Raw genomic sequence first — 22,666 nt, 5'->3', positions numbered from 1 at the left:
GCCAAACGAGTACTGCTTCGCCGAGATTCCCGGTCAGCACCTTGCGCGGGATGCCGCCGATCATCGCGATGAGCTCGCCGTGGCGATGCGGCTCCTTGCTCAGCGCCTATCGCCGGCGGGTGTGACACCAGGGCGCGGTGTTACACTTGAGATGTGCCGACTACGAAGACCCGCCACGCGGTGACCGAGACACCCGAGGTCTCCGAGGCGCTGCGCGCCGCCGCCCGGAAGTGGCCGGAGGATCATGACAAACCGGCTCGACTCCTGCGGCACCTGATCGAGGAAGGCTTCAAGAGCATCGAGCCCGAATCCGCCGATCGCCGCAACGGCCGCCTTGACGCTCTGCGTCGCATCAGCGGCTCCTACACCGGCCTTTACGAGCCCGGCTACCTCGAAGACCTGCGGGCGGAGTGGCCTGCGTGATCGCATTGGACGCGGGAGTGCTCGTGGCCCTGTTCGATGCGAACAACGCGCACCACGAGGCCGCCGAAGAGGTCTTCGCAGTCAACCCGGACGAGCCCATGACCATCGGCCCGATCAACCAAGCCGAAGTACTCGTGAGGGCGGCACGTGAGAACCGTGACCAGCAGATGCTGGCCGACATCCGTGCGCTCGGCATCACGACGACGGCACTTCCCGACGACGCTGCGACCAGGTTGGCTCGCTTGCGCGCGAACACTCGGTCGAAGATGCCCGGCTGCTGCGTCCTGCTGACTGCCGAGCAGACGTCTGCCCGAGTTGCGACCTTCGATGAGGGGCTCAAGGAATCCGCCCGCGCAATCGGCTTGGCGGTCGTCTGAGCAACCTGTTGAGCGCACTCCGCGATTGTCCGATAAGCTACATTATGTCAAGTAACACTCTGTGCATTGCAGCGGAGATTGCTCAGCGCCGACTGCGCTCGGCCAAGCGTTGACGATGCCTGACCGGCTGATGATCAATCGCGGCCGACTCCCCTGCTCGGCTTCGGGTAGTCGGAGCTGATCAGCGGTCCCTCGGCTCGGCGCGCTTCAGCACGATCACGCTGAAGGGGATGATCGGCACGAAGATCAGCAGGATCCCGGTGATGACGCCGCTCCGGCTCGCGTCGGTGGCGAGGATCACGGCGACGCCCGCCAGGCTCATCGCAAGTGCGATCGCCGTCAGCAGCCAGCCCTCGGCCGAGCAGGGATAGTAGCGTCCCCATCTCCGTCGGAACCAGTAGCTGGACATGGCCACGAGGATAGGTCGACACGGGCTCATGACGTGGTCTGCTCCAGTCTTGGATGACGTTCAGACAGCCTCGACCTAAGTATCACGAGTCGCCGTTGACAAGTCGTTGGCGGCTCGCTGCACTAGGTCCTCGTAGTTCTGGGCGAACGGCGCCGTGAGCAGCGGTTCGAGCGCGGCCGACAAGTTCCACAGCGCGATCTGTTCAGCCGCGTGGCGCGGCGGTTCGACGCCGCCGCTCCCCTCCCACGGTGCACAGCGTCGACTTGCCGGATCCGGAGAGCCCGTCGATCTGTACCACTGCCACATGAAGATCGTAGACGTGCGCCACAGACCGATGACGCCGCGCCAGGGCTAACCGAGCCCGTGCGATCACTCCTCCACGTCTCTACTGTCCACCAACGGTCGGTGCGCGGGATCATGGATCGGGGTCCTGCATATCACAACTTCGACGGCCAATGGCTCCTGACGCTTTCCTTCGCGGGTGCGCGACCAGCGCCGCAGTCGGTCAGGTCGTCGAGCCCGCTCCATCACCGATCGGCGACACACCGACAGTTGCCGCTGCGAATTCTGGCTATTCTCAACCGGATGACGGCGATCGATTGGCCAGTGCAGACGGAGCGTCTGTCCTTACGCAGCTACGAGTCCGAAGATCTGGACGCGCTGTGGGCGTACGAGCAGCTGCCCGAGGTCCAACGCTGGTTGGGCTGGGCGCCGCACACGCGGCAAGATCTCGGTACCGCGTTGGAGTCGCAATCCAGCACGACGACCCACGTCATGGTGCTGTTTGCCTCGACGATCATCGGGCACATCATGATCATGCCGCGTGACGGCTGGGCTCAGTCGGACGTCGCCGATCGCGCCAAAGGCCTCGAGATCGAGCTCGGTTGGATGTTCGATCCGGCGTACGGCGGAAAGGGCTATGCCACCGAAGCGGTCAGAGCCGTGGTCGGGCTCTGCTTCGGGCAGTTGAAGGTCCGGCGCGTCCATGCCGGATGTTTCGCCGACAACGCGCCCTCCTGGCACCTGATGGAACGGATCGGCATGCGCCGGGAGGAACACAGTCGAGCGACCGCGCTGCATCGCGACGGCACCTGGCACGACGGTCTCATGTACGCGGTGCTTCGTGACGAATGGCCCACTTCCGATTGACTCTCCCGGAATCAATGTGGTTGCCGAACAAGCGATCACCGGTGAGGATGACGCAGATGAGCATCGCTGCCGTGCTGGTCAACCACAACACCTCGGCATTCGCCGAACTGGCGGTGCGCTCGCTCTTCGTCCAGAATCCGGGGCTCGACCTGCAGCTGACCGTCTACGACAACAGCTCCACCGATGATCGTGCCGGACTGCTCGCCGCTGCGGATGATCATGGCGTACGCGTCGTTCCATCGGGCTTTTCGACGTCGACGCCGGGCAACTCTCACGGTGAGGTGCTGCGGAGTTTCGTCCTCGACCACGACAACGATCGGGCCGACCAGTTCCTCTTCCTGGATGCCGACATCTGCTTCACCCGACCCGGCACGATCTCACGGCTGCTGGCCCTGCTGTCCGAGCACTCGGAGGCCTTCGGCGCGGGGCCGCGGCTGTCCTGGGACGGCAAGACTCCGCTGCCTGCGGAGGTTGCAAACAACCCGGCGCTCTACCTCAACCGGCTGCATCCCTGTTGTGCGTTGATCAGCAACACGCAGGTCTTCCGAACCGTGGTCGAACACGTCGGGCTGTCCTCCGCCCGGATGCTGTACGCCACGCACGACGACTTCCTCGACACGTTCGAGTTGATGACCAGGGTCATGCAGACGCATGCGCTGCGGCACGTGATTGCCGACGACACGATGATCATGCACGCATTCGCGGTGTCATACCCGGATGAGTCCAGCGCACTGCTGGCGGAGAAGGAGTTCCGGCGCGATCGGTGGCTTGCTGCGATGCGCGACAGAAGATCCGCCGGGTGATCAGCCGGCGCGGAATCGGTACGGATCGAGCCCGAGACGGAATTTCGTGCCGACGGGTCAGCCCGGTAGCCTCGAGCGTCGGACGCGACTCCCTGTTACCCGACCACTGGCGGGCACAAGATCTTGGCCGGCCACTTGAGGGATGATCAACGGGCAGGATCCGGCACTGCGCCTTCGACGATCTCCGCCCACGCGGTGTCGAGGGTCTGGACGAACGCTTCGACCGGCTGGGCGCCGGAGATCGCGTACTTCCCGCCGAAGACGAAGAACGGGACACCGGTGATCCCCAGCTGACCGGCGTACTGGATGTCGGTGTCGACCTCGGCGGCATAGGCCTCGCTCGCCAAGGCGGACTGTGCGGCAGACGGGTCCAGGCCGACCTCGGCTGCGAGCCCGGCCAGGACGCCATGATCAGCCACATTGAGACCTTCGGTGAAGTACGCCCGGAAGAGCCGCCGAACCATCGCGTGCTGCTTTCCGTGCTGGGCCGCGAAGTGGCTGAGTTGGTGAGCGCTGCGGGTGCTGACGGCCTGTGCGAGGTCGAACCGGTAGTCCAGACCCAGTTCGCGGCCGCGGGCGGCGAGACTGTCGTTCATCGCAACGGCCTGGTCACGGGACATTCCATGACGGCTGGACAGCAGCTCGGCAAGATCAACTGGGGTGTCGGACAGGTCGGGCATCAGCAGGAAGCTGTGGTACGCGATGTCGATCGAGTCCGCATGCGGGAACCGCCCCAGTGCTTGATCAAGGATGGTGTCACCCAGGTAGCAGAAGGGGCACACGACGTCACTCCAGATGTCGATGCCGAGACGCCCGGGCACCTGGGCGAAGAGCTCGCGCTCACTCATCAGCGGCACTCCCCTTCGATCTCGCAGACGCCTGACGTGTCCGTACCGGCCACGAAGCTGAACCGGCCGACGGCCGGCCCAGCTCCAGCCGAGGCATTCGGTCCTCGCTCGGCAGGCTCCAGGGTCAGCGCCCTGGATGGGATCTCGGAGGATGGCGTCTGGATGGTCGGAGCCGACGTGTCAGGCATGCCGCAACGATACCCGCGCGGTGATACCCGGCCGGAGACTAGCCTGCCCACAGGTGTCGGATCCGGGAGCCCGAATTCGTAGCCGGGGTGAACGCGGCGCAACTTCGTGCCGCCGAGCTACAGGAGATGATCTTGTGCAGTACCTGGTTTCGGTGATCGACGATAACAACACTCGAGCCAACGATGACGAGATGGCCGCCGTGGCGGCCTTCAACCAGCGGCTCCGCGCCGACGGACACTGGGTCTTCGCCGGTGGACTCGCCGCGCCCGAATCTGCGACCGTGATCGACAACCGGGCGGACGCGGCAGTGTTCTCCGACGGCCCGTTCATCGAGACGAAGGAGTACTTGGCCGGCCTGTGGATCATCGAGGCAGCCGATCTCGACGAGGCGCTGAAGCTCGGGGCCGAGGCGTCCAAACACTGCAACCGCAAGCTCGAAGTCCGGCCGTTCGTTGAGCTCTGACGACCTCGACGAGACGATCACCCGGACCTACCACGAGCAGTGGGCCCGGGTGGTCGCCGGCCTCGCGCGCCGGTTCGGTGATCTCGACCTGGCCGAGGAGTCCACGGCCGAGGCATTCGCGACCGCTGTCGCCCGCTGGCCGGACGAAGGCGTACCGCCCAATCCCGGCGCCTGGTTGACGGTGACGGCGAACCGCCGGGCGATCGACCGGATCCGCCGTGAGACCAAGCGCGACGACAAGCAGAAGCAGGCGCAACAGATGTACGACGTACCGCCCGAACCGACCGGGCCGATCGAGGACGATCAGCTGCGGTTGATCTTCACCTGCTGCCACCCTGCCCTGTCGGTCGAAGCGCGGGTGGCGCTGACCCTGCGACTGGTCGGCGGGCTGACGGTCCCCGAGATCGCCCGTGCATTCCTGATCCAGGAGCCGGCTCTTGGCCAACGGATCACGCGTGCGAAGTCCAAGATCAGAGCGGCCCGAGTCCCCTACCGGGTGCCGTCCGCCGATGATCTTCCGGGCCGTCTCGCCAGCGTCCGGACGGTCCTGTATCTGATCTTCAACGAGGGCTATCTGGCAACCGGGCCCGACACCGATCCGGTACGGCGCGAACTCACCACCGAGGCGATCCGGCTCACCCGGCTGGTCCGTGAACTGATGCCCGACGACGGCGAGGTGGCCGGCCTCCTGGCGCTGATGCTGCTCTCCGGGGCTCGGCACGCCGCGCGCGTTTCAGCCACCGGAGAACTCGTCCCGCTGCACGAGCAGGACCGGGGCTCCTGGGACGCCGCGGTGATCGGCGAAGGGCGGTCGATCGTACGAGCGCGGCTGGCGACCGGGATCCCGCCCGGCCGCTATCAGATCCTCGCCGCGATCAACGCGGTGCACACTGACGCCGCGGACGCCCGTGACACCGACTGGTCTCAGATCGTCGCCCTCTACGACCAACTCCTGCGCATCGACCCGTCGCCGATCGTGGCACTGAACCGGGCCGTGGCCGTGGCCGAGCTCGACGGGCCGGAGGTCGCTCTGTCACTCGTCGATCGCCTGGATCCGTCGCTGGGCCGGTACCACGCCTATCACGTGACCCGTGCCGAACTCCTGCGACGGCTGGGTCACAGTCAGGAGTCCCGGGCCGCGTACGACACCGCGATCGGGCTCGTCGGCAACAGCGCGGAAACCGCCTACCTCAGCCGCCGTCGCGCTCAGTTGGGTGTTCGTCCGCCTACTGACTGACCGGCGTCAGCCGGAAGACCGGGATCGTACGCCGGGTGCGGATCTCGTACAGCGAGTAGTTGGGCCAGGTGCGCACCATCACGGCCCAGGCGTGGGCCCGATCATCGCCGGAGAGCTCGGTCGCGACGACCGGGATCTCGCGCCCGGCAAGTCGGATTCGCGGCGCGGACGCCGCTCGGAGGTTGTGCACCCAGGCAGGCATCACCGGACCGCCGAAATTCGAGCCGGCGATCAGCCAGGTGTCCTGGTCGGGCACGCAGAGCAACGGCGTGGTGCGCTCGATCCCACTGGTACGCCCCGGGACGCTCAGCATCAGATTCGGAAGGCCGGCCACCCTCAGCAGGCTGAGCCGGCCACGGCTCGCCAACTGCAGCCGCTTGTCAACCCACGTGATCTGCGGCAACAACCGCGGCAGCCAGGAGATCGCACCGATCCGGACGGCCAGCGGCGTCAACACACCCATGGCCGCCGATGCTAATGGAGCCCGGACGCCTCAGCATCGGTCGCCCGCCTGATCAGATCGGTCAGCCGTCGATGCAGGTCCTGCAACTCGTCCGCATTCATCTCCAGCTTGGCCATCATCGCCGGCGGGATGTCCAGGGCACGCTCCCGCAGCTTGCGTCCTGCGGGGGTCAGGCCGACCTGGAGCGCCCGCTCGTCGTCGGGATGCCGCGGCCGGGTCAGGTAGCCGATCGCCTCCAGCCGCTTCAACAGCGGCGACAGCGTCGCCGACTCCAACGACAGCTTGCCTGCAAGCTCCCGCACGGTCAGCGGCTCGTGCTGCCACAGCGCGAGCATCACGAGGTACTGCGGGTGGGTCAGTCCCATCGGTTCCAGGAGCGGGCGGTAGAGCCCGATAACCCGTCGCGACGCCACCGCCAGGGCGAAACACACCTGACTTTCCAGCGCCAACAGGTCCGGCGGCTCGGTGGTCTGTTGATCGGTCACGCCGCCAGTGTAATATGTGCACTAACTATTAGTCTACTAACGGGATGGTGGGCGTGGAGGACCGCAATCGCTCGGCGCGCTACGGGTCGACGAGCGGGATGAGCGACGAGATGACACCGCGCAGCGAAGCTGAGGCCATCAGCCTCGATCGCGTCCAACGAGTGCTCGCGTCGGTGCTGGTCGTGTTCGTGATGGGCCTGATCTCGGCCGTTCTGGACTCCTATTTGATCTTCAGTGGAAAGTCCCGGATGGAGCATTCCGATGTGATCGGGCTGTGGGGGCTCAGCGGCCTGATTGGACTGCTGAGTGCTGGAATGATCTTGATGCTCAACCGGCACAAGCCGTACCACCCGCTGGTGCTGATCGGGCTGATCCCGATGGCTGTGTCCTGGTACTGGATCTTCCACTAGCTGGCGAGCGGTGGACAGTCAGTAGATCTGCGCTGATCAGACGAGCCGACGGGCCCGGCTCGCCGCAGCAAGGTCGCCGAGCAGCTGGGCCGTCGCTTCCCAGGACAGGCAGGCATCGGTAACGCTCTGCCCGTAGACCAGCGGATGGCGTACGGGAACCTCGAGAGGCTGTGCCCCGCCGACCAGGAAACTCTCCATCATCACGCCACCGATACCCCGCTCCCCCGCCGCGATCTGGCCGGCAATCTGGGCAACGACTTCGGCCTGCCGCCGGTGATCCTTGCCGGAGTTGGCATGGCTCGCGTCGATGATCACGTACGGCTCCAGACCGGATCTGCTGACCTGCTGGATCGCAGCCGCGACATGATCGGTGGAGTAGTTGGGTCCGCTCCGGCCACCCCGCAGCACGATGTGGCTGTCGGGATTGCCGGTCGTGGTGGCCAGCGCCGCCCGTCCGTCGCCGTCGATACCGAGGAAGCTCTGCGGATTCCTGGCTGCAACGGCTCCGTCGACAGCGACCTGGACGTCGCCGTCAGTGCCGTTCTTGAAGCCCACCGGCATCGAGAGGCCCGATGCGAGCTGTCGATGGATCTGGCTCTCCGTCGTCCGTGCGCCGATGGCCGCCCAGCTGATCAACTCCGCGATGTATTGCGGGGTGATCGGCTCCAGCAGCTCGGTCGCCGTCGGCAGGCCGATCGTCGCGATCTCGATCAAGAACCTGCGGGCGATCTCGAGCCCGGCCTCGATGTCGTGGCTTCCGTCCAGATGCGGGTCGTTGATCAATCCCTTCCATCCCACGGTCGTCCGCGGCTTCTCGAAGTAGCTGCGCATCACCACGACAAGATCATCCGCGTACGCCTCTGCCAGCGGTCGGAGCCGCTGGGCGTAGTCCAGCGCGGCGGAGGTGTCGTGGACCGAGCACGGTCCGGTGATCACCAGCAATCGATCGTCGGCACCGGAGAGCACCGCGGCGATCTCCTCGCGGCCGCGGCGAACGACCGCCTCGACCCGCGGCGGAACGGGCAGCCGTCGTCGGACGTCGTCGGGTGTGGCCAGGCTCTGGAAGCCGGCGACGTGGGTGTCGCTGATCCGACTCTGGTCCTGCAGGGTGGTTGACATCGGGGTCCTTTTCCGGCGGACCGATCTTCAGAGCCCGCCTGATATGACGAAGGACCAGGATTTCTCCTGGTCCCGTTGGCTCTGGAAGATCTGTGGTCGCGGACTACTCCGACGTGGGCTCCTCCAGAGCCGACGCGAAATAGCGATACCAACGACCGAACACGGCAGGAACTCTACACCCCCGCGGTCAGTCCTGGTCCTGACCGGCGGAATCCTCCTGGATGTAGACCAGTCCGTTGCCGTCCGGGTCGGCGAAATAGAACATCGGTGCCACTCCCGGCAGCTCGATCACCTCGTCGTTGTGCAGCGTCACTCCCGACGTCTGCAGCTCGGCGTGCGCCGCGGCCGCGTCCGGGGTGCCCATCCGAACGGCCATCGGCAGTTCGGTATCGAGCGGCAGCAGGACGATCCCGACCGTCGATCCCGGCGGCACGACCTCGACCAGCCGCGCTCCGGGCCATGGCTCCATGTCCATCCGGACCTCGAATCCCAGGACGTCGCGATAGAACGCCAGCGCTCGGTCCTGATCGGCGACCGGCAACGAGACACTCAACACCCGTGTAGTGACAGCCATACCGCCATCCTGGCAGTGCCAGCAGTTCAGAACAGCGTGAAGCCGCCGTCGATCTTGACGATCGAACCGGTCATGAAGCTCGACGCCTCGCTGGCCAGGAACACCACGGCGCCGCCGAGCTCCCGCGGCTCACCACCGCGCTTCATCGGTGCCGGGTCGACGCAGTACGGCTTGTACTCGGGCTCGTAGATCGGCGAGTTGTCGGTGTGGAAGTAGCCCGGGGCGATCGCGTTCACCCGGATCCCGTACGGCGCCCATTCGGCAGCCAGCCCTTCGGTCATGTGATGCACCGCGGCTTTCGAGGTCAGATAGGAGATCTGCCAGCGCGGCTGGTTGACGATCCAGGCCGACATCGAGCCGATGTTGATGATCACTCCGCCACCACGTCCGGCCATCTGTTGGGCGACCGCACGGGAGCAGTACCAGACGCCGTCGACGTTGACACTCATCACCTGCCGCCAGGTGTCCTCCGCGGCGTCGAAGGCGGCGCCCCCGACACCACCGCCGGCGTTGTTGACCAGGATGTCGATCTCGCCGAAGTTCTCGGTGATGTCGGCGACCGCACGATCGACGTCCTCGCGGTCGGAGACCTCGAGCTGAACGCCGTAGGCGTTGATGCCGAGATCCTGCAGCTCACCCGCCGCACGACGGGCACCGTCGAGTGTGGTGGCCGACAACGCGACCGCCGCTCCGGCCTCACCGAGTGCCTGGGACATGGCGCGGCCGAGCCCCCGGCTGCCGCCGGTGAGGAATGCCGTCTTGCCGGCAAGGGAGAACGAATCCAGTACGGGCATCGGCGGTCCTTGGCTCAGGTGGTTCACCACGGTGATCGAGTCCGTGATCAATGCAGTGATCACGATGATCGAATGCTATCGGGGGCCACCCGCGACCTGTCGCCCGGAGCTCCGCCTCAGCCGGCGTGCTTCTGCAGCACCGCACCCAACCGTGGCAGTGCGGCGTGGACATTCTCGACCGCCTTGCCCCGCAAGGGTTTGTACGCCCGCTTCAGCCCTTCCCGAGAGGTTGCTGCGACCCGGTCGTCGGTGACCGCGACGAGAGCCTGTGCCACCTCCGGACCCCGACCGCTCAGATACTGGCCGAAGTCGCCGCCACCGGCTGCCTGGAAGTCGTCCCAGAACGGGTCGGCTGCCGTCGCGAAGTCCGGCAGCATCCGGGTCAGGGCGCGCTCGGCCAGGTTGGGCATGACCTTCTTGCCGGCTGCATAACCGGCCTTCACAGCAGCACCGGAGAAGCCCTTCTTGTCGTTCACCTCCTGATCGACCACATGGACCAGATCGGCGATCACAGCAGGCCGAACCTGCGGGGCGAGCAACTTCTCTGACAGCGACATGGGACTCCTCGTCGACGGGTCGGACGAACAGACTCTAGCGTCAGCCTGTCGTGATCAAACCGGATTCCCGGCGTCCGCCGGCAGGTCCGCGAGCAGCCGGGTGATGGCCTCGATCGTCGTCCGGTTGTCGACGTGCAGCAGCGGCACCAACCCGAGGTCCCGGGCGGCCTCGACGTTCTCCGCGCGGTTGTCGACGAAGATCACCGAACCCGGCCTGGCGTCCATCCGATCCAGCGTGGCCCGGAAGGCTCGCTCGTCCGGCTTGTTGACGCCGATCTCGTGGCTGTAGCAGATCGGGTCGAAGACGGCCGAGAATCCGAACCGGCGCTCTTCCTGTTCGCGGGCACCGTCGGCGGAGTTGGACAGGATGGCCAGGCCGACGCGCCCGAGCAGCGACCGGGCGAATTCGATCAATTCAGCATTCGCCCGTCCGCAGTAGGCGTCCCAGAAATCGTCGCGGATGGCCCGCAGCTGTCCGTGATCTGCGCCGACCGCCACCCCGTAGACCCGCCAGAACTCTTCCTCGACACCGCTTCGGGTCCCAGCGTCAGGCAGGCGCACCGTCGCGAGCCGGGCTTCGAACTCCTCGGCGCTGATCCCGAGCCGCTCCGCGCACCGGGCCACGAAGGCGATGGGCCAGGTCGCGTCGTCGACCAGTTCGAGGACGCCACCGACGTCGAAGAGGATCCACTGGCCGGGCACCCGGCGAGCGTAGCCGACGCCTGTACGGCACCGAGCCGGGTGCCGGACAACCCCAGGATCGATCAGGCCGGGCCGGGTGCCGAGCCGTTGCTGCCGGCGCGGCTGGTCGCCTGCTGTGCCTTGTCGATCGTTTGGTTGGCGATGTTCTGTACCGGCTGCGGGAGGCTTCCGGTGCGTTGTTTGGCCTTGTCGGCAAGGTCGGCTGTCCGAGCCTGGACGTCCGGGCGTCCGAGGAACCGGCCGCCGGCATCCTTGAGCTGGGCGAGCTTCTGCCGTCCGGACTCCGTGTTGAGGGCGTAGCCGATCGCCGCCCCCGCGGCGATCACGCCGAGTGTCCTGATCTTCATGGCTGCCTCCTGTCCGTCGGCGACGACTGCGCCGGGCTCAGCATGCTGGCGTACGCGTCGTGCGTACACAGGATCGAGAGTACCCACGACAGTGCCGCTGCGACATGGGTGAAATCCCGGGTGACGGTGCGGGGTCGCAGGGCGGCAGATCAGCCAGACTTGGCCCATGACCGACCCGGAACCGACCGGCAGCGGACGGCACGAGACCGAGCAGGAGCGTTACGACCGCAACTGGCACGACCTGCAGCAGGAGCTGCGGATCACCCAGACCGGCACCCAGCTGCTGGCGGGTTTCCTGCTGACGCTTCCCTTCCAGAATCGGTTCGGCACGCTCTCCCCGGCTCAGACGACGATCTATCTGGGACTGGTGGTGCTCGCGGCCGCGGTGTCGATCCTGGCCCTGGCACCCGTTGCCGCCCATCGGATGCTCTTTCGGCGGCATCGGATCGGCGATCTGGTCTCGATGTCCAACCGGGTCCTGATCATCTGCCTGGTGGCGTCCTCGATCCTCTTCTCCGGAACGGTGTTGTTGATCTTCGACGTGGTGCTCGGACTCCCGCTCGGCTGGGTCGTGGGTGTCGTCATCTTCCTCGCCACTGCAGCACTGTGGATCGGCGTCCCGCTGCGGCTGCGGCTGACCTCCCGGGGTGGCCCGGCAGGTGGCACGCTCGACTGAGTGCCCGACTGGCAGAATGCCGATGGTGAACCAGATGCCGACGACGCTGGGACCCCTGCGGGTGGTCGTGATGGACGACTATCAGCAGGTGATCGCCGGGTATGCCGATTGGGCCGCGCTCGGGCCGGATACCGAGGTGATCTTCCTCCAAGATCACCTCGAAGGTCCCAGGCTGATCGCGGCCTTGGCGGGTGCGGACGTGGTGGTGGCGGTCCGGGAGCGTACGGCGCTGCCCGTCCAGGTTCTTGATCAACTCCCCGACCTGAAGCTGATCGTCACCGCCGGGATGTGGAACGCGGCAATCGATGTCGACGCGGCACGGGACCGCGGTATCGAGCTCTGTGGGACCGGTGGCGTACCCCATTCGGCGGCCGAGTTGACCTGGGCGCTCATCCTTGCCTGTGCCCGGCACATCCCCGCCGAGGATGCGTTGATCCGCTCCGGCGGTTGGCAGTCGACAGTGGGCATCGACCTGGAAGGCCACACCCTCGGCGTGATCGGCCTCGGTCGGTTGGGGACGCGGGTCGCCACCATTGGCCTGGCCTTCGGCATGCGGGTCGTCGCCTGGTCCCCCAACCTTGATCATGATCACGCCCGGTCGCTCGGTATCACACCGGTCACCAAACAGCAGCTGCTGGTCGGTTCCGACATCGTGACGCTGCATCTGAAACTGTCCGACCGGTCCCGGAACACCCTGACCGCCGACGATCTCCGGTCGATGAAACGGACGGCCTATCTGATCAACAGCTCGCGCGGGCCGCTGATCGAGGAAGCTGCACTGGTGCAGGCATTGAGCCAGGGCAGGATCGCCGGCGCCGGCCTGGACGTCTACGACGTCGAGCCGCTGCCGACGGACCATCCGCTGCGAACCGTGCGCAACACCGTGCTGGCACCGCATCTGGGCTATGTCACCGCCGACACCTACCGGCGGTTCTTCGCCGACGCCGTCGACGACATCCTGGCGTGGCGCTCAGGGTCTCCCGTGCGGCGGCTCTGAGGGCGCCTGGTACGGGTAGGGGCCGCGCGGCAGCGGTGCCGGCGGGGTGAACGCCTGGCGTGCCTGGCCCATCAGATACGTCAGACCCTGCTGGCGGAAATTGAACCGCTGCGGCGTCACAGTCCGGGTCGTGGCGCTGGCATGCAACAACGCCAGCTCGGTCGCTGCCAGTTGGTAGTCGGCCATGGCCCGTGCGGCCGGGACACCCAGCCGGGCTCGGACCTGCTGTCGGGCCAGTCGACGGGATCGCAGATTGCTGAGCATCGCGATGTCGGGAGCCGACACGATCCCCGAGGGGATGTAGAGCGGAAGGTACTGCTGGATGGTGCCGATCAGCCGGCGGCGGTCGCGGACCAGCAGGACGACCAGGACCGCGATCCAGCCGAGGATGAAGACCAGGCTGACGGCGATCCCCGGCAGGCCGAAGCTGCTGCCGATATTCCAGGACATGTGCAGGAAGACGGCGATGCACCATCCGCCGATCACCGCCAGCACTCCCTTGGCGCCCCGTCGGCCGGTGGCCGCGTAGGCCACACCGACAGCGGTCGCGCTGGTGAAGGCCGGGTGTCCGACCGGCCCGAAGAGCGTGCGGACGATCCAGGTGAGCAGTGCCGCCTCTCCCGAGCGCCCCATCGCCTCGGCGAAGTAGTTGACGTCCTCGATCACGGCGAAGCCCATCGCGACCATGCCGGCGTACAGCACGCAGTCGGTGACGCCGTTGATCTCGTCCCGCCGCCGCCACAGCAGCACCAGCAGGACCGACCCCTTGAGGGTCTCCTCCACCATGGGCCCCAAGAACGAGGCCACCAGCAGATTTCCGCCGGCGGCCCCGATGGCCGAGCTCAGCACCACGATGCCCAGGCTGTTGACGACCAAGGCGATCAGCGCGGCCACCCCGCAGCCCCACAGGAAGGCGAAGAGCAGTTTGAGCGGTGGCTCGGGTTCGAACCGGTCCAGGTACAGCAACCCCGCCACGACGATCGCCCCGACCGGGAGCGCCATGATCGTCGCGACGACCGTGTGAACGGCCCCGTCGAAGTAGAAGTACGCCCCCATCACCGCCAGCGCACCGACGCCGGCGAGCACCAGCCCGATGATCAGGACGGTCGCAGGCCGATTGCCCGTACGGCCCTCGATGATGGCCTTCGGGGTGAGTGGTGCCATTGCCCGGCTCCCGTCCACTTGCCTGCTCCCGTCCACCGGTTCGCCGACCGACCCGGCGCGGTTGCGATGATCCTAGCCAGCGGTGAAGACCACCTCCGCCTCGTCGCGCGTGGTTGCACTGCACCGCCTCGGGCGTGGTCTGCGACGGCAACGTCGGGTGGTAGTTCGTGATCACCGGCGCCGGCGAATGCTCCAGCACGTCGATGCCGCCGAACGTACGGCGATCGCGGCGCCCATCCCGGTTCCGGCGCCGACGGCGGCCGGGCCGCCCGCCAGGCGTTCGACGCCAAGGTCGGCTAGACTCGCTGCTCGATTGAAACCATTCAACGGCACTGTGCGGCGCTTGCCGCCTGCCGGCCCGCACGACAGCAGTCAGCGACACGGGAGTCCTGCATGCCTATAGGTCAGAGCCTCGACGATCTGCGCGCCGGCTGGCTGAATCCGCCGCCGGACAGCCGTCCCATGATGCGCTGGTGGTGGTTCGGGCCGGATGTCGAGCGCGGCGAGTTGGACCGCGAACTGACGGCGATGGCGGCAGCCGGGATCGGCGGCGTCGAGGTGTCCTACGTCTATCCGCTCAGCCCGGACAGTCCCGAACTGCTGTCGGACACCTTCTTGGGGCAGTTGCGGTACGCGGCCGAACGGGCCAACGAGCTCGGCCTGCGCTTCGACCTGACCCTGGGCAGCGGCTGGTCCTTCGGCGGGCCGCACATCGGCACCGAACTGGCCGCCAGCATGCTGCACTGGGACCGGCGCGAGATCCCGCCGGCCGCAGCAACGATCCCAGCCGCGAGCACGGTCGGGTCGCCGTCCGGTGCTGGTGGGCCGAGTGAACGGGTGCTGGCGTGCTACCTCGGTCCGGGCAGCGTCGGCGAACCGGCAGACTTCACGATACTGGAGGCCGTCGACGGGACCCTGCGGATCCCTGCCGGCAGCGGTCCGCGTCAGTTGATCATCGTCTCGGCACGTCCCACCGGCCAGGTCGTCAAGCGGGCTGCCGCCGGCGCTGACGGACCGGTTCTTGATCACTACTCGGCCACGGCGGCGCGGGCCCATCTGGACCACGTCGCCGAGCCGTTGCTCGCGGCGGTGCCGGCGGACCTGATCGGTTCGGTCTTCTGCGACAGTCTCGAGGTCTACGGGGCCAACTGGACACCGGCGATGACCGAGGAGTTCGAGCGCCGGCGCGGGTATCCGTTGCTGCCCAGGCTGCACCAGTTGATCATCGCCGGCGAGGATTCCGACCACCTGCGGATCGACTACTACCGGACCTTGACCGAGCTGTACGAAGAGAACTTCGTTGCCGTCTTCCGGGATTGGGCAGCCGGTCACGGCGTCCCGTTCCGGATCCAGGGTTACGGCACTCCGCCGGCCTCGGTGAGCAGCTACCGGTTCGCCGATCTCTACGAGGGAGAAGGATTCGGCTGGAAGGAGATCACCCAGACCCGGTGGGCGTCCTCGGCCGCCCACTGCTACGGGCTGCCCGTCGTCTCGTCCGAGACCTGGACCTGGGTGCATTCACCGTCGTTCAGGGCAACGCTGCTCGACCTGAAGGGTGAGGCGCACGAGCACCTGCTCGCCGGGATCAACCAGTTCATCGGACACGGCTGGCCGTATTCACCGCAAGTCGATCGAGGGCTGGGCTGGTATTTCTACGCGGCCGGAGCACTGGACGATCGCAACCCATGGTGGCCGGCGATGGGTGAGCTGACTCGCTACCTGCAACGGCTCTGCTGGCTGATGCGCCAGGGACGGCCGGTGACCGACGTGCTGATCTACATCCCCACCGACGACATATTCCCCAAGCTCGGCCACGAGGTCTCCGGATCGCTCGATCTGTGGCGGGAGACGCGCGGCCACATCGACCCGGCGATCCCTGCCGCGATCCGGGAGAACGGCTGGGACTTCGATCTCGTCGACGACCACGCGCTGACGGTGCTCGACCCGGCTGCGGTGCCGGTGATCATCCTGCCGGCGACCAGCACGGTCCCGGAAGGAACCCAAGCCTGGTTGGAAAACCACCGACGAGCAGGCGGGTCGCTGATCCGGACGCGATCGGCCGACGGACTGGTGGAACGGATCGCCGACACGATCGGGCCGGATCTGCAGGTCTTCCCCGCGACCGGTGACATCGGGTCGGTGCATCGCCGGCTCGACGACGCCGACATCCATCTGGTGATCAACACCGGACCCCTGCGGCGCACGGTGCACACCGCGCCGCGCGATCGTCGGACGTCGTACGAAGTGTGGTCAACCGAGACGGGTGCCGTCATCGCGTCCGGATCCGGCGGTTCGATCACTCTTGATCTCCATCCCTACCAGTCGGTGGTGATCGTCCTGCATGACCAGCCGGTCCCCGCGCTTGTCGGAGGACACGGGAACGACCTTTCGACAAACTCAGGGATCGTCGGGGGCTCAGGGATCGTCGGGGGCTCAGGGATCGTCGGGGGCTCAGGGATCGTCGGGGGCTCAGGGATCGTCGGGAGCTCAGGGATCGTCGGGAGCTCAGGGATCGTGGAGCTGAGATCGTGGTCGGTGCAGTTCCCTGGCGACCAGCCGGCCGACGTCACGCTGCCGCACCGATGGGAGACCGATCCTGCTCGGCAAAGCTTCTCCGGGACCGTCCGCTACCGGACGACGTTCGAGCTCGACCCAAGCTTCGCGTCTGGACCGGTCGTGATCGACTTCGGCGCGGGTATCCCGATCGATGCGGGATCGCTCGAGCGCGACGGTGTCCGCGGAAACTCCTACCGCGTGCAGCTGACCACGCCGATCCGCGAGGTGGCCCAGGTGATCGTCAACGGCCAGCCCTGCGGCATGCTGTGGGCGCCGCCCTACGTGCTCGATGTCGGCGGACAACTGCACGCCGGCGCCAACACGATCGAGCTGCTGGTCAGCAACACCGCAGCCAACGCGTTGTCGGCGGACACCGCGATCCATGAACTGGTCGAGCAGAGCCAGGAACACTACGGGCGGCGGTTCGCAATGCAGGATCTCGACCGCGCGCTGGATGGAGTCAGCTCGGGTCTGCCCGGGATACCGGTGCTCCGCGCCCGGGTCTGATGATCACGACGGTGCGACCGGCGTCCACGTGATCATCAGGGCGTGACGAGGGTGCCGACGTCCTCACCGCGACAGATCGCAGTCATCGCACCGGCGGCGTCGACGTCGAAGACATGCATCGTCAGCCGATGATCATCAGCGAGCACGAATGCCGCGGTGTCCATGATCTTGACGCCCAGGTCCAACGCTCTGGCGTAGGTGAGAGTGCGGAAGCGGCGGGCATCGCCGTACCGGTTGGGATCCTTGTCGTAGACGCCGTCGACACCGCGCTTGGCGACCAGCAATGCGTCGGCCTCCAGCTCCAGGGCCCGCTGCACCGCCGGGTAGTCGGTCGTCACGTAGGGCTGGCCGATGCCGCCGGCCAGGATCACTATCCGGCCGACCTTCAGGTGCGCATCGGCCCGCAGCCGGATGAATGGTTCGGCAACGCTCTGCACCGGGATCGCGGTCATCACCCGCACGTCGGCGTCGGTCAGCGCGGTCAGTGCGCCGCGCAACATCAGCCCGTTCATGATCGTCCCGAGGATCCCGATGTTGTCCGCCTCGGCCCGGCCGATCCCCCACTCCTCCGCCTCACGACCACGGAAGTAGTTGCCGCCGCCGACCACGACGGCAACCTCGATGCCGAGCCGGTGCACGGCGAGCACCTCGGCGGCCAGGTGTTGCAGTGCTGCCGGGTCGACACCCCAGCCGGAGGGGCCGGAGATCGCCTCGCCGCTGAGTTTCAGGACCAGCCGCCGGTACCGATGGCCCACGCCGTACCTCCTGGTGTCTCTTACCGGGTTGTCTGTCTCCGGTGCAGGCCCTACCGTAGTGGTCATGGCATTCCAGCACAGCACGACGACGCCGGTGACCTCCGGCGCCCCATCGTGCTGAGCTGATCAAGCCAACCCAGCCTGCGAGCCCCGGAGTCATGACTCCGGGGCTTTGTCGTACCTGCCCTGGATCGGGCTCCGCGGACTCCCGAACCGACAGGAGACATTCCATGAATCACGATCACCGGGAACTCGCCCGGAACATGCGGCTGATCGCCGGCAGCACCGTCATCGGCTCGGGCCTGCCCTTGTGGCTGCCGGCCGGCGCGATCATCCGCCGGGAGTTGGAGCAGTACGCCCACGAGGTCGCCGTCCGCACCGGGTGTCAGGGAGTTTACTCACCGGTGCTGGCCAAGCGGGAGCTCTACGAGCGATCGGGGCACTGGGGCCAAGTTCAGCGACGACATGTTTCCGCCGATGGAGGTCGGCGGCAACACCGGTGATGATCAACTTGTGTTGCGGCCCGCCAACTGCCCGCATCACGCGATGATCTACGCAGCCGAGTAGCACGGCTACCGCGAGCTGCCCCTGCGCTACAACGAGCTGGCGCCGATGTTCCGGTCGGAGCGATCGGGAGTGTTGTCCGGGCTCAGCCGGGTGCGGCAGATCAACCTGGACGACCCCCACGTCTTCTGCCGCGCCGACCAGCTCGCCGACGAGGTCGCGCTGGCGATGCAGGCGGTGCTGGAGGCGTACGAGCTGCTCGGGATCCGGATCGATCACCTCCGACTGTCCCGGCGCGGCCCGGGCGACGGCTACCTCGGGGAGGCCGAGCGCTGGGTCACTGCCGAAGATCAACTGCGCAATGTGCTGTCGTCGATCCAGCATGATCATCCCGCGCTGCGCGTCGAGGAGGCCGAGGGCGAGGCCGCCTTCTACGGTCCCAAGATCGACGTCCAGGTGCTCGATGCCCGGCAACACCAGGAGACTCTGTCGACCGTCCAGCTGGACTTCAACCAGCCCGTCCGTTTCGGGCTCGAATATATCGCCGCGGACGGGTCCCGGCAGCCGGTGACCATGATCCACCGCGGCTTGCTCGGCGCGATGGAACGGATGGTCGCGTTCCTGCTCGAGATCACCGACGGCTGGCTGCCGCTGTGGCTGGCCCCGGTCCAGTTGGTGCTGCTGCCGGTGACCGCGGGCCACGAAGATCACGCACGGCGGCTGGCCGACCGCCTCCGGCGATCCGGGCTGCGGGTCCGGGTCGCACCGGACGGCACCCTCGGCAACCGGATCCGGGGTGCCCGGCTGGAGCGCAACACCCTGATCGGTGTGATCGGTGACGAGGAGACCCGCTCCGGCTCGGTCGCACTCCAGGAGCCGGCCACCGGGCGCCGGGAACAGGTCAGCGCCGATGATCTGCTGGCTCGATTGGACGCCGCTGTCACCGGACGGGTCCAGGCCCCATACCTCCTGTGACGCGCCCTGTCGCGACTTGCCCTACGACTTGCTGCCGACCGGGTAGACCGTCAGCTGCGCGACCTTGCCCTGACAGGCAGACGCCTTGAAGGGCACGTACGCCGCCGTGTAGGAGCCGGGCGGATACACCCGGAAGCCGTCGGAGGTCGTCGGCTGGCACTTCTGGGGGTCGAAGTTGGCCGCCTGGGCGATCTGCAGCAGCCCGGACTCGGTCGCCCCCGGTGCCAGGCGCACGGTGTGCGGCGACTGGGACCGGTCGCGTACCGCCGGCTTACCCAGCTGGGTGCCGTTGTGGTGGCCAACGAAGGAGACGCCGGGATAGCCGTAGATCGCGCAGGGGTCGGGGGACGTGTTGGTGAATCCAAGCAGTACGTACTGGCTGCCGGCACCGCCGGCCCCGGCCGGAGTGTCGACAGTGACGTCCAGATCACCCAAAGTGCAGGTCGCGATCCCCCCGGAGTCCGTCCCGCTGTTCGACGGAGCCGAACTCGTCTCGTCGCCGGGCTTGTCCGGCTTCTGCGAGGTGCGGTGCTTGCCGGGCTTCTCGGACTTGCCCGAGCCGGCGTCCGATGACGGCGACTTGGACGGGGTGGCAGAGCGGGTCGTCGCCGGCGCTGTCGGGCTCGCGCTCTCGGAGTCGGCCGAGCGGCTGGCTGCACTGGTCGGTGAGCCCTGTGGGCTGGTACCGGCGGCCGGACCGCCGACCTCGACACCGTTCCCGCAAGCGGCCAGGAACGCGGCGGCGGCCACACCCACGGCGAGTGCGGCGAATCGATGTCGCGTCGTCCTGCTCATGGACTGAACAGTACGACGTACGCCGAGCGATGACGTCTCACCCGTGTCACAGCCGGCTCTCGATCCCAGGAATCCCATCAGCATCAGCTTCAGGAAGCTTCAGTCTCCGATCATCGGCCCGGTTTGTCACTCCAGCGCGTCCGTGTGCGCCTCAGTGCGCCCCGGTGGTGCGCCGGGGAGCTCGATCCAGACCCGGGCGCCGCCCTCGGGGGCGTTGTCGAATTGCAGCGTGCCGCCGAGCACGGCGATCTGGCCCTGGGCGATGATCAGTCCGAGCCCGTGGCCGCCGCCCCGGCTCGGGGACGACCGCCGGAACCGCTGCGGCCCGCTCGCCAGGAATTCCGGGCTGAACCCGTCGCCGGAGTCGGTGACCACAACCTGGCTCCCGCTGGCGTCCAGGATCACCGGCGGCCGGCCGTGCTGGAGTGCGTTGCGGATCAGGTTGGACAGCACCCGTTCCAGACGTCGCGGATCGGTCAGCAGCGCCTCTCCGCCGCTGTGCGTGCGCACGATCACCGAATCCTGGGGGAATTCACCCTTGGCGACGCCGCGCTGGACCGCCCGGGTCACGATTCCGGGGATCATCGCGTACTCCAGCTGAGCGGTCTCCACCCGGCTGTCCAGCCGCGCCACCTCGAGCAGCTCCTCCACCAGATTGGTCATCGCCTCGACCCGGTCCCGGACCATCTGCGCCGGACGGGAGTCGTCGAGCAGCGACGCAGCGGCATTGAGCCCGGTCAGCGGCGTTCTCAGGTCGTGGGCGACGTCTGCGGTGAAGCGTTGTTCGGCCTGCAGGCGTTCGGCGAGCCGGGCGGCCATTCCGTCCACGGCGTCGGCCAGGTCCCCCACCTCGTCACTGCCCTCGCCTACCGCAGCCCGCAGCGTACGGTCCCTCGGCACGTCGCCGGTCGCACCAGGCCACAGGCCGGGGGTCGCGGCGGCGACCGCGATGGTCCGCGCGGTGCGGGCGGCCAGGCGCAGCCGGCGGGAGAGCCGGTTCGCCGACAGCGCACCCACCGCCGAGGCGCCGATCACGGTCGCGATACCCGCGACGATCAGTGCCCGGTCAACCGCGCGTACCGAGTCGTCGACCGTGGCGAATGTGGTGTGGGTGCTCAGGATGTGGGTTCCGACCCGGCCGGCTGCCCAGACGTCGCGGGTGCTCCGGCCGCTCACGTAGGTGCCGTGGCTGTTCGGCGCGCCCAGCCGGTCACGCAGCTCGGCCGGGACGCCCGGATCGTCCAGCCGGGCGTCGAAGGTGAGCACGCCCTGGTCCCGGTAGATCGACATCGCCACCTGGACCACGCTGTCGGCGGCGGACCGTTGCTGGTTGATCCGGTTCTGCACCACCATCAGGTGCACGGTCAGGGTCAGGATCACGACCGCGGCGATGACGATGCAGGCGATCGTCGCCGCGATCCGGACCCGTAGGCCGGTCTCCAGGCGCCGGCCCGCTCCCCGGCCGGTCCCGGGTTCGCGCGTCGGGTCGGGGGTCGGTTCCGACGCCGCCGCCGCGGACGGGTCGTCCGCTGCGTCGTCGGGTCGCAGGATCGACAGGCCGGCCATCAGCGGCGCAACTTGTAGCCGAATCCCCGAACAGTTTCGATCCGGTCGGTGCCGATCTTGGTCCGCAATCGCTGGATATGAACGTTCACGAGGTGATCGTCCTCCTCCCACTCCGGATAGTCCCAGACCCGCTGCAACAGGGCGGCACGGGAGAGTACGACGCCGGGCTGCTCGGCCAGTTCGAGCAGCAGCCGCATCTCCGTCGGGGTCAGATTGATCAGCTTGTCCCCGCGGCGCATCTCGAGCGCCCGGCGGTCGAGATCGAGATCACCGATGATCAGATGCTCGTCGCCGTCGGCCGGGCTCGCCTGCCCGGACTCGGCGTCGGAGACCGCCGGTTGCACCGCACGCCGGGAGACGCTGCGCAGCCGCGCCAGGAGCACCTGGATGTCGAAGGGCTTGGTGACGTAGTCGTCGGCGCCCGCTTCCAGCCCGGAGACGATGTCGATCGACTCGGTACGCGCCGAGATCAGCACCACCGGGGTGTTGCCGGCCTCACGGATCCGCCGGCAGAGGCTGATCCCGTCCAATCCGGGCAGCATCACGTCGCACAGGACGATCTGGAACGGGTCCTCCGTACTGCGCTCGGTGAAAGCGCGCCACGCGTCCAGGCCGTCCTGGACCCAGGTGACCTGGTAGTCGTACCGCTCGAGATTCAGTTGAGTCGCCTCGCCGATCACCTCGTCGTCCTCGACCAGCAGCAACGTTCCCGCCGATGTCATCTGTTCGCCTTCCCCATTCGCGTACGGATCACCGTTGCACACTTACCGCTTCCGGTCCGGACAACACGGCCGTCCCGCCGGGACGCCGCTGATCGCTCGG

28 protein-coding genes are annotated in these 22,666 nt (G+C 67.3%); 12 read left to right on the top strand and 16 right to left on the bottom strand.

Going from position 1 to position 22,666, the window contains the following annotated elements:
- The first annotated feature begins 153 nt into the window (after nucleotides 1-153).
- Complete coding sequence (locus IEY07_RS05150; RefSeq protein WP_188894097.1) at nucleotides 154-423, top strand: hypothetical protein; 270 nt, start codon at nucleotides 154-156, stop codon at nucleotides 421-423.
- The gene (locus IEY07_RS05145; protein WP_188894096.1) at nucleotides 420-800 is read left to right on the top strand and encodes a type II toxin-antitoxin system VapC family toxin; all 381 of its coding nucleotides are present in this window, start codon (nucleotides 420-422) and stop codon (nucleotides 798-800) included. The genes IEY07_RS05150 and IEY07_RS05145 overlap by 4 nt, the downstream gene beginning before the upstream one ends.
- Before the next feature lie 181 nt (nucleotides 801-981).
- Here the strand turns inward: IEY07_RS05145 and IEY07_RS05140 are convergent, their stop codons facing one another.
- Nucleotides 982-1,209 carry a hypothetical protein gene (locus IEY07_RS05140; protein ID WP_188894095.1) on the bottom strand — a complete coding sequence of 76 codons (228 nt, stop codon included), beginning with the start codon at nucleotides 1,207-1,209 and terminating at the stop codon, nucleotides 982-984.
- A gap of 585 nt (nucleotides 1,210-1,794) precedes the next feature.
- Between IEY07_RS05140 and IEY07_RS05135 the strand changes: the two genes are divergently transcribed.
- Together IEY07_RS05135 and IEY07_RS05130 are read left to right on the top strand one after the other, a co-directional pair.
- Nucleotides 1,795-2,358 (top strand): GNAT family N-acetyltransferase, encoded by a 564-nt coding sequence (locus IEY07_RS05135; protein WP_188894094.1) that lies wholly within the window; start codon nucleotides 1,795-1,797, stop codon nucleotides 2,356-2,358.
- A 56-nt stretch (nucleotides 2,359-2,414) separates the two neighbouring features.
- Entirely contained in the window at nucleotides 2,415-3,161 is a 747-nt protein-coding gene (locus tag IEY07_RS05130) for a glycosyltransferase family 2 protein (RefSeq protein ID WP_188894093.1), read from the top strand.
- A gap of 146 nt (nucleotides 3,162-3,307) precedes the next feature.
- Here the strand turns inward: IEY07_RS05130 and IEY07_RS05125 are convergent, their stop codons facing one another.
- Together IEY07_RS05125 and IEY07_RS05120 are read right to left on the bottom strand one after the other, a co-directional pair.
- A complete protein-coding gene (locus IEY07_RS05125) occupies nucleotides 3,308-4,009 on the bottom strand; it encodes a DsbA family oxidoreductase (RefSeq protein WP_188894092.1) in 702 nt (233 codons plus the stop codon).
- On the bottom strand, nucleotides 4,009-4,197 hold the full coding sequence (locus tag IEY07_RS05120; protein ID WP_188894091.1) for a hypothetical protein: 189 nt from the start codon (nucleotides 4,195-4,197) through the stop codon (nucleotides 4,009-4,011). Before IEY07_RS05120 ends, IEY07_RS05125 begins: the two co-directional genes overlap by 1 nt.
- 134 nt (nucleotides 4,198-4,331) lie before the next feature.
- Between IEY07_RS05120 and IEY07_RS05115 the strand changes: the two genes are divergently transcribed.
- Both IEY07_RS05115 and IEY07_RS05110 read left to right on the top strand, forming a co-directional pair.
- Complete coding sequence (locus tag IEY07_RS05115; protein ID WP_188894090.1) at nucleotides 4,332-4,661, top strand: YciI family protein; 330 nt, start codon at nucleotides 4,332-4,334, stop codon at nucleotides 4,659-4,661.
- A complete protein-coding gene (locus IEY07_RS05110; protein ID WP_188894089.1) occupies nucleotides 4,651-5,898 on the top strand; it encodes an RNA polymerase sigma factor in 1,248 nt (415 codons plus the stop codon). Before IEY07_RS05115 ends, IEY07_RS05110 begins: the two co-directional genes overlap by 11 nt.
- Here IEY07_RS05110 and IEY07_RS05105 read toward each other — a convergent pair.
- Together IEY07_RS05105 and IEY07_RS05100 are read right to left on the bottom strand one after the other, a co-directional pair.
- A complete protein-coding gene (locus tag IEY07_RS05105) occupies nucleotides 5,888-6,361 on the bottom strand; it encodes a nitroreductase family deazaflavin-dependent oxidoreductase (protein ID WP_188894088.1) in 474 nt (157 codons plus the stop codon). The genes IEY07_RS05110 and IEY07_RS05105 overlap by 11 nt on opposite strands.
- 11 nt (nucleotides 6,362-6,372) lie before the next feature.
- Nucleotides 6,373-6,846 carry a MarR family winged helix-turn-helix transcriptional regulator gene (locus IEY07_RS05100; protein ID WP_229669729.1) on the bottom strand — a complete coding sequence of 158 codons (474 nt, stop codon included), beginning with the start codon at nucleotides 6,844-6,846 and terminating at the stop codon, nucleotides 6,373-6,375.
- Between the two features lie 44 nt (nucleotides 6,847-6,890).
- On the opposite strand from IEY07_RS05100, the gene IEY07_RS05095 reads away from it, so the two are divergent.
- Nucleotides 6,891-7,256: a hypothetical protein gene (locus IEY07_RS05095; protein WP_188894087.1), complete on the top strand. Its 366-nt coding sequence runs from the start codon at nucleotides 6,891-6,893 to the stop codon at nucleotides 7,254-7,256.
- A gap of 36 nt (nucleotides 7,257-7,292) precedes the next feature.
- On the opposite strand, the gene IEY07_RS05090 is transcribed toward IEY07_RS05095, so the two are convergent.
- The 6 genes from IEY07_RS05090 to IEY07_RS05065 form a co-directional block, all read right to left on the bottom strand.
- A complete protein-coding gene (locus tag IEY07_RS05090) occupies nucleotides 7,293-8,375 on the bottom strand; it encodes a 3-deoxy-7-phosphoheptulonate synthase (protein ID WP_188894086.1) in 1,083 nt (360 codons plus the stop codon).
- Between the two features lie 187 nt (nucleotides 8,376-8,562).
- The gene (locus tag IEY07_RS05085; protein WP_188894085.1) at nucleotides 8,563-8,949 is read right to left on the bottom strand and encodes a VOC family protein; all 387 of its coding nucleotides are present in this window, start codon (nucleotides 8,947-8,949) and stop codon (nucleotides 8,563-8,565) included.
- 26 nt (nucleotides 8,950-8,975) lie between these two features.
- Nucleotides 8,976-9,806, bottom strand: coding sequence for an SDR family NAD(P)-dependent oxidoreductase (locus IEY07_RS05080; RefSeq protein ID WP_229669728.1), 831 nt, complete (start codon nucleotides 9,804-9,806; stop codon nucleotides 8,976-8,978).
- Between the two features lie 53 nt (nucleotides 9,807-9,859).
- Nucleotides 9,860-10,300: a DUF6918 family protein gene (locus IEY07_RS05075; RefSeq protein WP_188894084.1), complete on the bottom strand. Its 441-nt coding sequence runs from the start codon at nucleotides 10,298-10,300 to the stop codon at nucleotides 9,860-9,862.
- A gap of 54 nt (nucleotides 10,301-10,354) precedes the next feature.
- Entirely contained in the window at nucleotides 10,355-11,002 is a 648-nt protein-coding gene (locus IEY07_RS05070) for an HAD-IA family hydrolase (protein ID WP_229669727.1), read from the bottom strand.
- 62 nt (nucleotides 11,003-11,064) lie between these two features.
- Nucleotides 11,065-11,418 carry a hypothetical protein gene (locus IEY07_RS05065; RefSeq protein WP_188894083.1) on the bottom strand — a complete coding sequence of 118 codons (354 nt, stop codon included), beginning with the start codon at nucleotides 11,416-11,418 and terminating at the stop codon, nucleotides 11,065-11,067.
- A 97-nt stretch (nucleotides 11,419-11,515) separates the two neighbouring features.
- Here IEY07_RS05065 and IEY07_RS05060 point away from each other — a divergent pair, with 97 nt between their 5' ends.
- Both IEY07_RS05060 and IEY07_RS05055 read left to right on the top strand, forming a co-directional pair.
- The gene (locus tag IEY07_RS05060; protein WP_188894082.1) at nucleotides 11,516-12,025 is read left to right on the top strand and encodes a DUF6328 family protein; all 510 of its coding nucleotides are present in this window, start codon (nucleotides 11,516-11,518) and stop codon (nucleotides 12,023-12,025) included.
- Between the two features lie 34 nt (nucleotides 12,026-12,059).
- Complete coding sequence (locus tag IEY07_RS05055; RefSeq protein ID WP_229669797.1) at nucleotides 12,060-13,022, top strand: D-2-hydroxyacid dehydrogenase family protein; 963 nt, start codon at nucleotides 12,060-12,062, stop codon at nucleotides 13,020-13,022.
- On the opposite strand, the gene IEY07_RS05050 is transcribed toward IEY07_RS05055, so the two are convergent.
- Nucleotides 12,996-14,186 (bottom strand): PrsW family intramembrane metalloprotease, encoded by a 1,191-nt coding sequence (locus IEY07_RS05050; protein ID WP_188894081.1) that lies wholly within the window; start codon nucleotides 14,184-14,186, stop codon nucleotides 12,996-12,998. The two genes, IEY07_RS05055 and IEY07_RS05050, sit on opposite strands and share 27 nt — an antisense overlap.
- A 393-nt stretch (nucleotides 14,187-14,579) precedes the next feature.
- Here IEY07_RS05050 and IEY07_RS05045 point away from each other — a divergent pair, with 393 nt between their 5' ends.
- Complete coding sequence (locus IEY07_RS05045) at nucleotides 14,580-17,249, top strand: glycosyl hydrolase (RefSeq protein WP_188894080.1); 2,670 nt, start codon at nucleotides 14,580-14,582, stop codon at nucleotides 17,247-17,249.
- 35 nt (nucleotides 17,250-17,284) lie between these two features.
- Here the strand turns inward: IEY07_RS05045 and pyrH are convergent, their stop codons facing one another.
- Nucleotides 17,285-18,004 (bottom strand): UMP kinase, encoded by a 720-nt coding sequence (gene pyrH, locus IEY07_RS05040; protein WP_229669726.1) that lies wholly within the window; start codon nucleotides 18,002-18,004, stop codon nucleotides 17,285-17,287.
- A 230-nt stretch (nucleotides 18,005-18,234) separates the two neighbouring features.
- On the opposite strand from pyrH, the gene IEY07_RS24020 reads away from it, so the two are divergent.
- Nucleotides 18,235-18,507 carry a hypothetical protein gene (locus tag IEY07_RS24020; RefSeq protein ID WP_229669725.1) on the top strand — a complete coding sequence of 91 codons (273 nt, stop codon included), beginning with the start codon at nucleotides 18,235-18,237 and terminating at the stop codon, nucleotides 18,505-18,507.
- A gap of 109 nt (nucleotides 18,508-18,616) precedes the next feature.
- The gene (locus tag IEY07_RS05035) at nucleotides 18,617-19,483 is read left to right on the top strand and encodes an aminoacyl--tRNA ligase-related protein (protein ID WP_229669724.1); all 867 of its coding nucleotides are present in this window, start codon (nucleotides 18,617-18,619) and stop codon (nucleotides 19,481-19,483) included.
- A 21-nt stretch (nucleotides 19,484-19,504) separates the two neighbouring features.
- Here the strand turns inward: IEY07_RS05035 and IEY07_RS05030 are convergent, their stop codons facing one another.
- The 3 genes from IEY07_RS05030 to IEY07_RS05020 all read right to left on the bottom strand — a co-directional run bounded on the left by IEY07_RS05030 (nucleotide 19,505) and on the right by IEY07_RS05020 (nucleotide 22,566).
- Nucleotides 19,505-20,278, bottom strand: a complete 774-nt coding sequence (locus IEY07_RS05030; protein WP_188894078.1) for a DUF4232 domain-containing protein — start codon at nucleotides 20,276-20,278, stop codon at nucleotides 19,505-19,507.
- A gap of 126 nt (nucleotides 20,279-20,404) precedes the next feature.
- Nucleotides 20,405-21,844 (bottom strand): HAMP domain-containing sensor histidine kinase, encoded by a 1,440-nt coding sequence (locus IEY07_RS05025; RefSeq protein ID WP_188894077.1) that lies wholly within the window; start codon nucleotides 21,842-21,844, stop codon nucleotides 20,405-20,407.
- Nucleotides 21,844-22,566 carry a response regulator gene (locus IEY07_RS05020; protein WP_188894076.1) on the bottom strand — a complete coding sequence of 241 codons (723 nt, stop codon included), beginning with the start codon at nucleotides 22,564-22,566 and terminating at the stop codon, nucleotides 21,844-21,846. Before IEY07_RS05020 ends, IEY07_RS05025 begins: the two co-directional genes overlap by 1 nt.
- Nucleotides 22,567-22,666: the final 100 nt, after the last annotated feature.

The organism is Microlunatus endophyticus (assembly GCF_014646195.1).
In the GTDB taxonomy this organism is placed as follows: Bacteria; Actinomycetota; Actinomycetes; order Propionibacteriales; family Propionibacteriaceae; genus Microlunatus; species Microlunatus endophyticus.
The sequence above is the reverse complement of the archived record's forward strand: the minus strand, read 5'-3'. Positions and strand labels throughout refer to the sequence as shown.

Bases quoted from the DNA above. Each gene is read 5' to 3' on its own strand.
- IEY07_RS24020 (WP_229669725.1), top strand. From the start codon at position 18,235: ATGAATCACGATCACCGGGAACTCGCCCGGAACATGCGGCTGATCGCC.
- IEY07_RS05045 (WP_188894080.1), top strand. From the start codon at position 14,580: ATGCCTATAGGTCAGAGCCTCGACGATCTGCGCGCCGGCTGGCTGAAT.
- IEY07_RS05055 (WP_229669797.1), top strand. From the start codon at position 12,060: ATGCCGACGACGCTGGGACCCCTGCGGGTGGTCGTGATGGACGACTAT.
- IEY07_RS05030 (WP_188894078.1), bottom strand. From the start codon at position 20,278: ATGAGCAGGACGACGCGACATCGATTCGCCGCACTCGCCGTGGGTGTG.
- IEY07_RS05120 (WP_188894091.1), bottom strand. From the start codon at position 4,197: ATGCCTGACACGTCGGCTCCGACCATCCAGACGCCATCCTCCGAGATC.
- IEY07_RS05075 (WP_188894084.1), bottom strand. From the start codon at position 10,300: ATGTCGCTGTCAGAGAAGTTGCTCGCCCCGCAGGTTCGGCCTGCTGTG.
- IEY07_RS05085 (WP_188894085.1), bottom strand. From the start codon at position 8,949: ATGGCTGTCACTACACGGGTGTTGAGTGTCTCGTTGCCGGTCGCCGAT.
- IEY07_RS05090 (WP_188894086.1), bottom strand. From the start codon at position 8,375: ATGTCAACCACCCTGCAGGACCAGAGTCGGATCAGCGACACCCACGTC.
- IEY07_RS05140 (WP_188894095.1), bottom strand. From the start codon at position 1,209: ATGTCCAGCTACTGGTTCCGACGGAGATGGGGACGCTACTATCCCTGC.
- IEY07_RS05125 (WP_188894092.1), bottom strand. From the start codon at position 4,009: ATGAGTGAGCGCGAGCTCTTCGCCCAGGTGCCCGGGCGTCTCGGCATC.
- IEY07_RS05050 (WP_188894081.1), bottom strand. From the start codon at position 14,186: ATGGCACCACTCACCCCGAAGGCCATCATCGAGGGCCGTACGGGCAAT.
- IEY07_RS05130 (WP_188894093.1), top strand. From the start codon at position 2,415: ATGAGCATCGCTGCCGTGCTGGTCAACCACAACACCTCGGCATTCGCC.
- IEY07_RS05060 (WP_188894082.1), top strand. From the start codon at position 11,516: ATGACCGACCCGGAACCGACCGGCAGCGGACGGCACGAGACCGAGCAG.
- IEY07_RS05025 (WP_188894077.1), bottom strand. From the start codon at position 21,844: ATGGCCGGCCTGTCGATCCTGCGACCCGACGACGCAGCGGACGACCCG.
- IEY07_RS05095 (WP_188894087.1), top strand. From the start codon at position 6,891: ATGGTGGGCGTGGAGGACCGCAATCGCTCGGCGCGCTACGGGTCGACG.
- IEY07_RS05035 (WP_229669724.1), top strand. From the start codon at position 18,617: ATGTTCCGGTCGGAGCGATCGGGAGTGTTGTCCGGGCTCAGCCGGGTG.
- IEY07_RS05135 (WP_188894094.1), top strand. From the start codon at position 1,795: ATGACGGCGATCGATTGGCCAGTGCAGACGGAGCGTCTGTCCTTACGC.
- IEY07_RS05105 (WP_188894088.1), bottom strand. From the start codon at position 6,361: ATGGGTGTGTTGACGCCGCTGGCCGTCCGGATCGGTGCGATCTCCTGG.
- IEY07_RS05020 (WP_188894076.1), bottom strand. From the start codon at position 22,566: ATGACATCGGCGGGAACGTTGCTGCTGGTCGAGGACGACGAGGTGATC.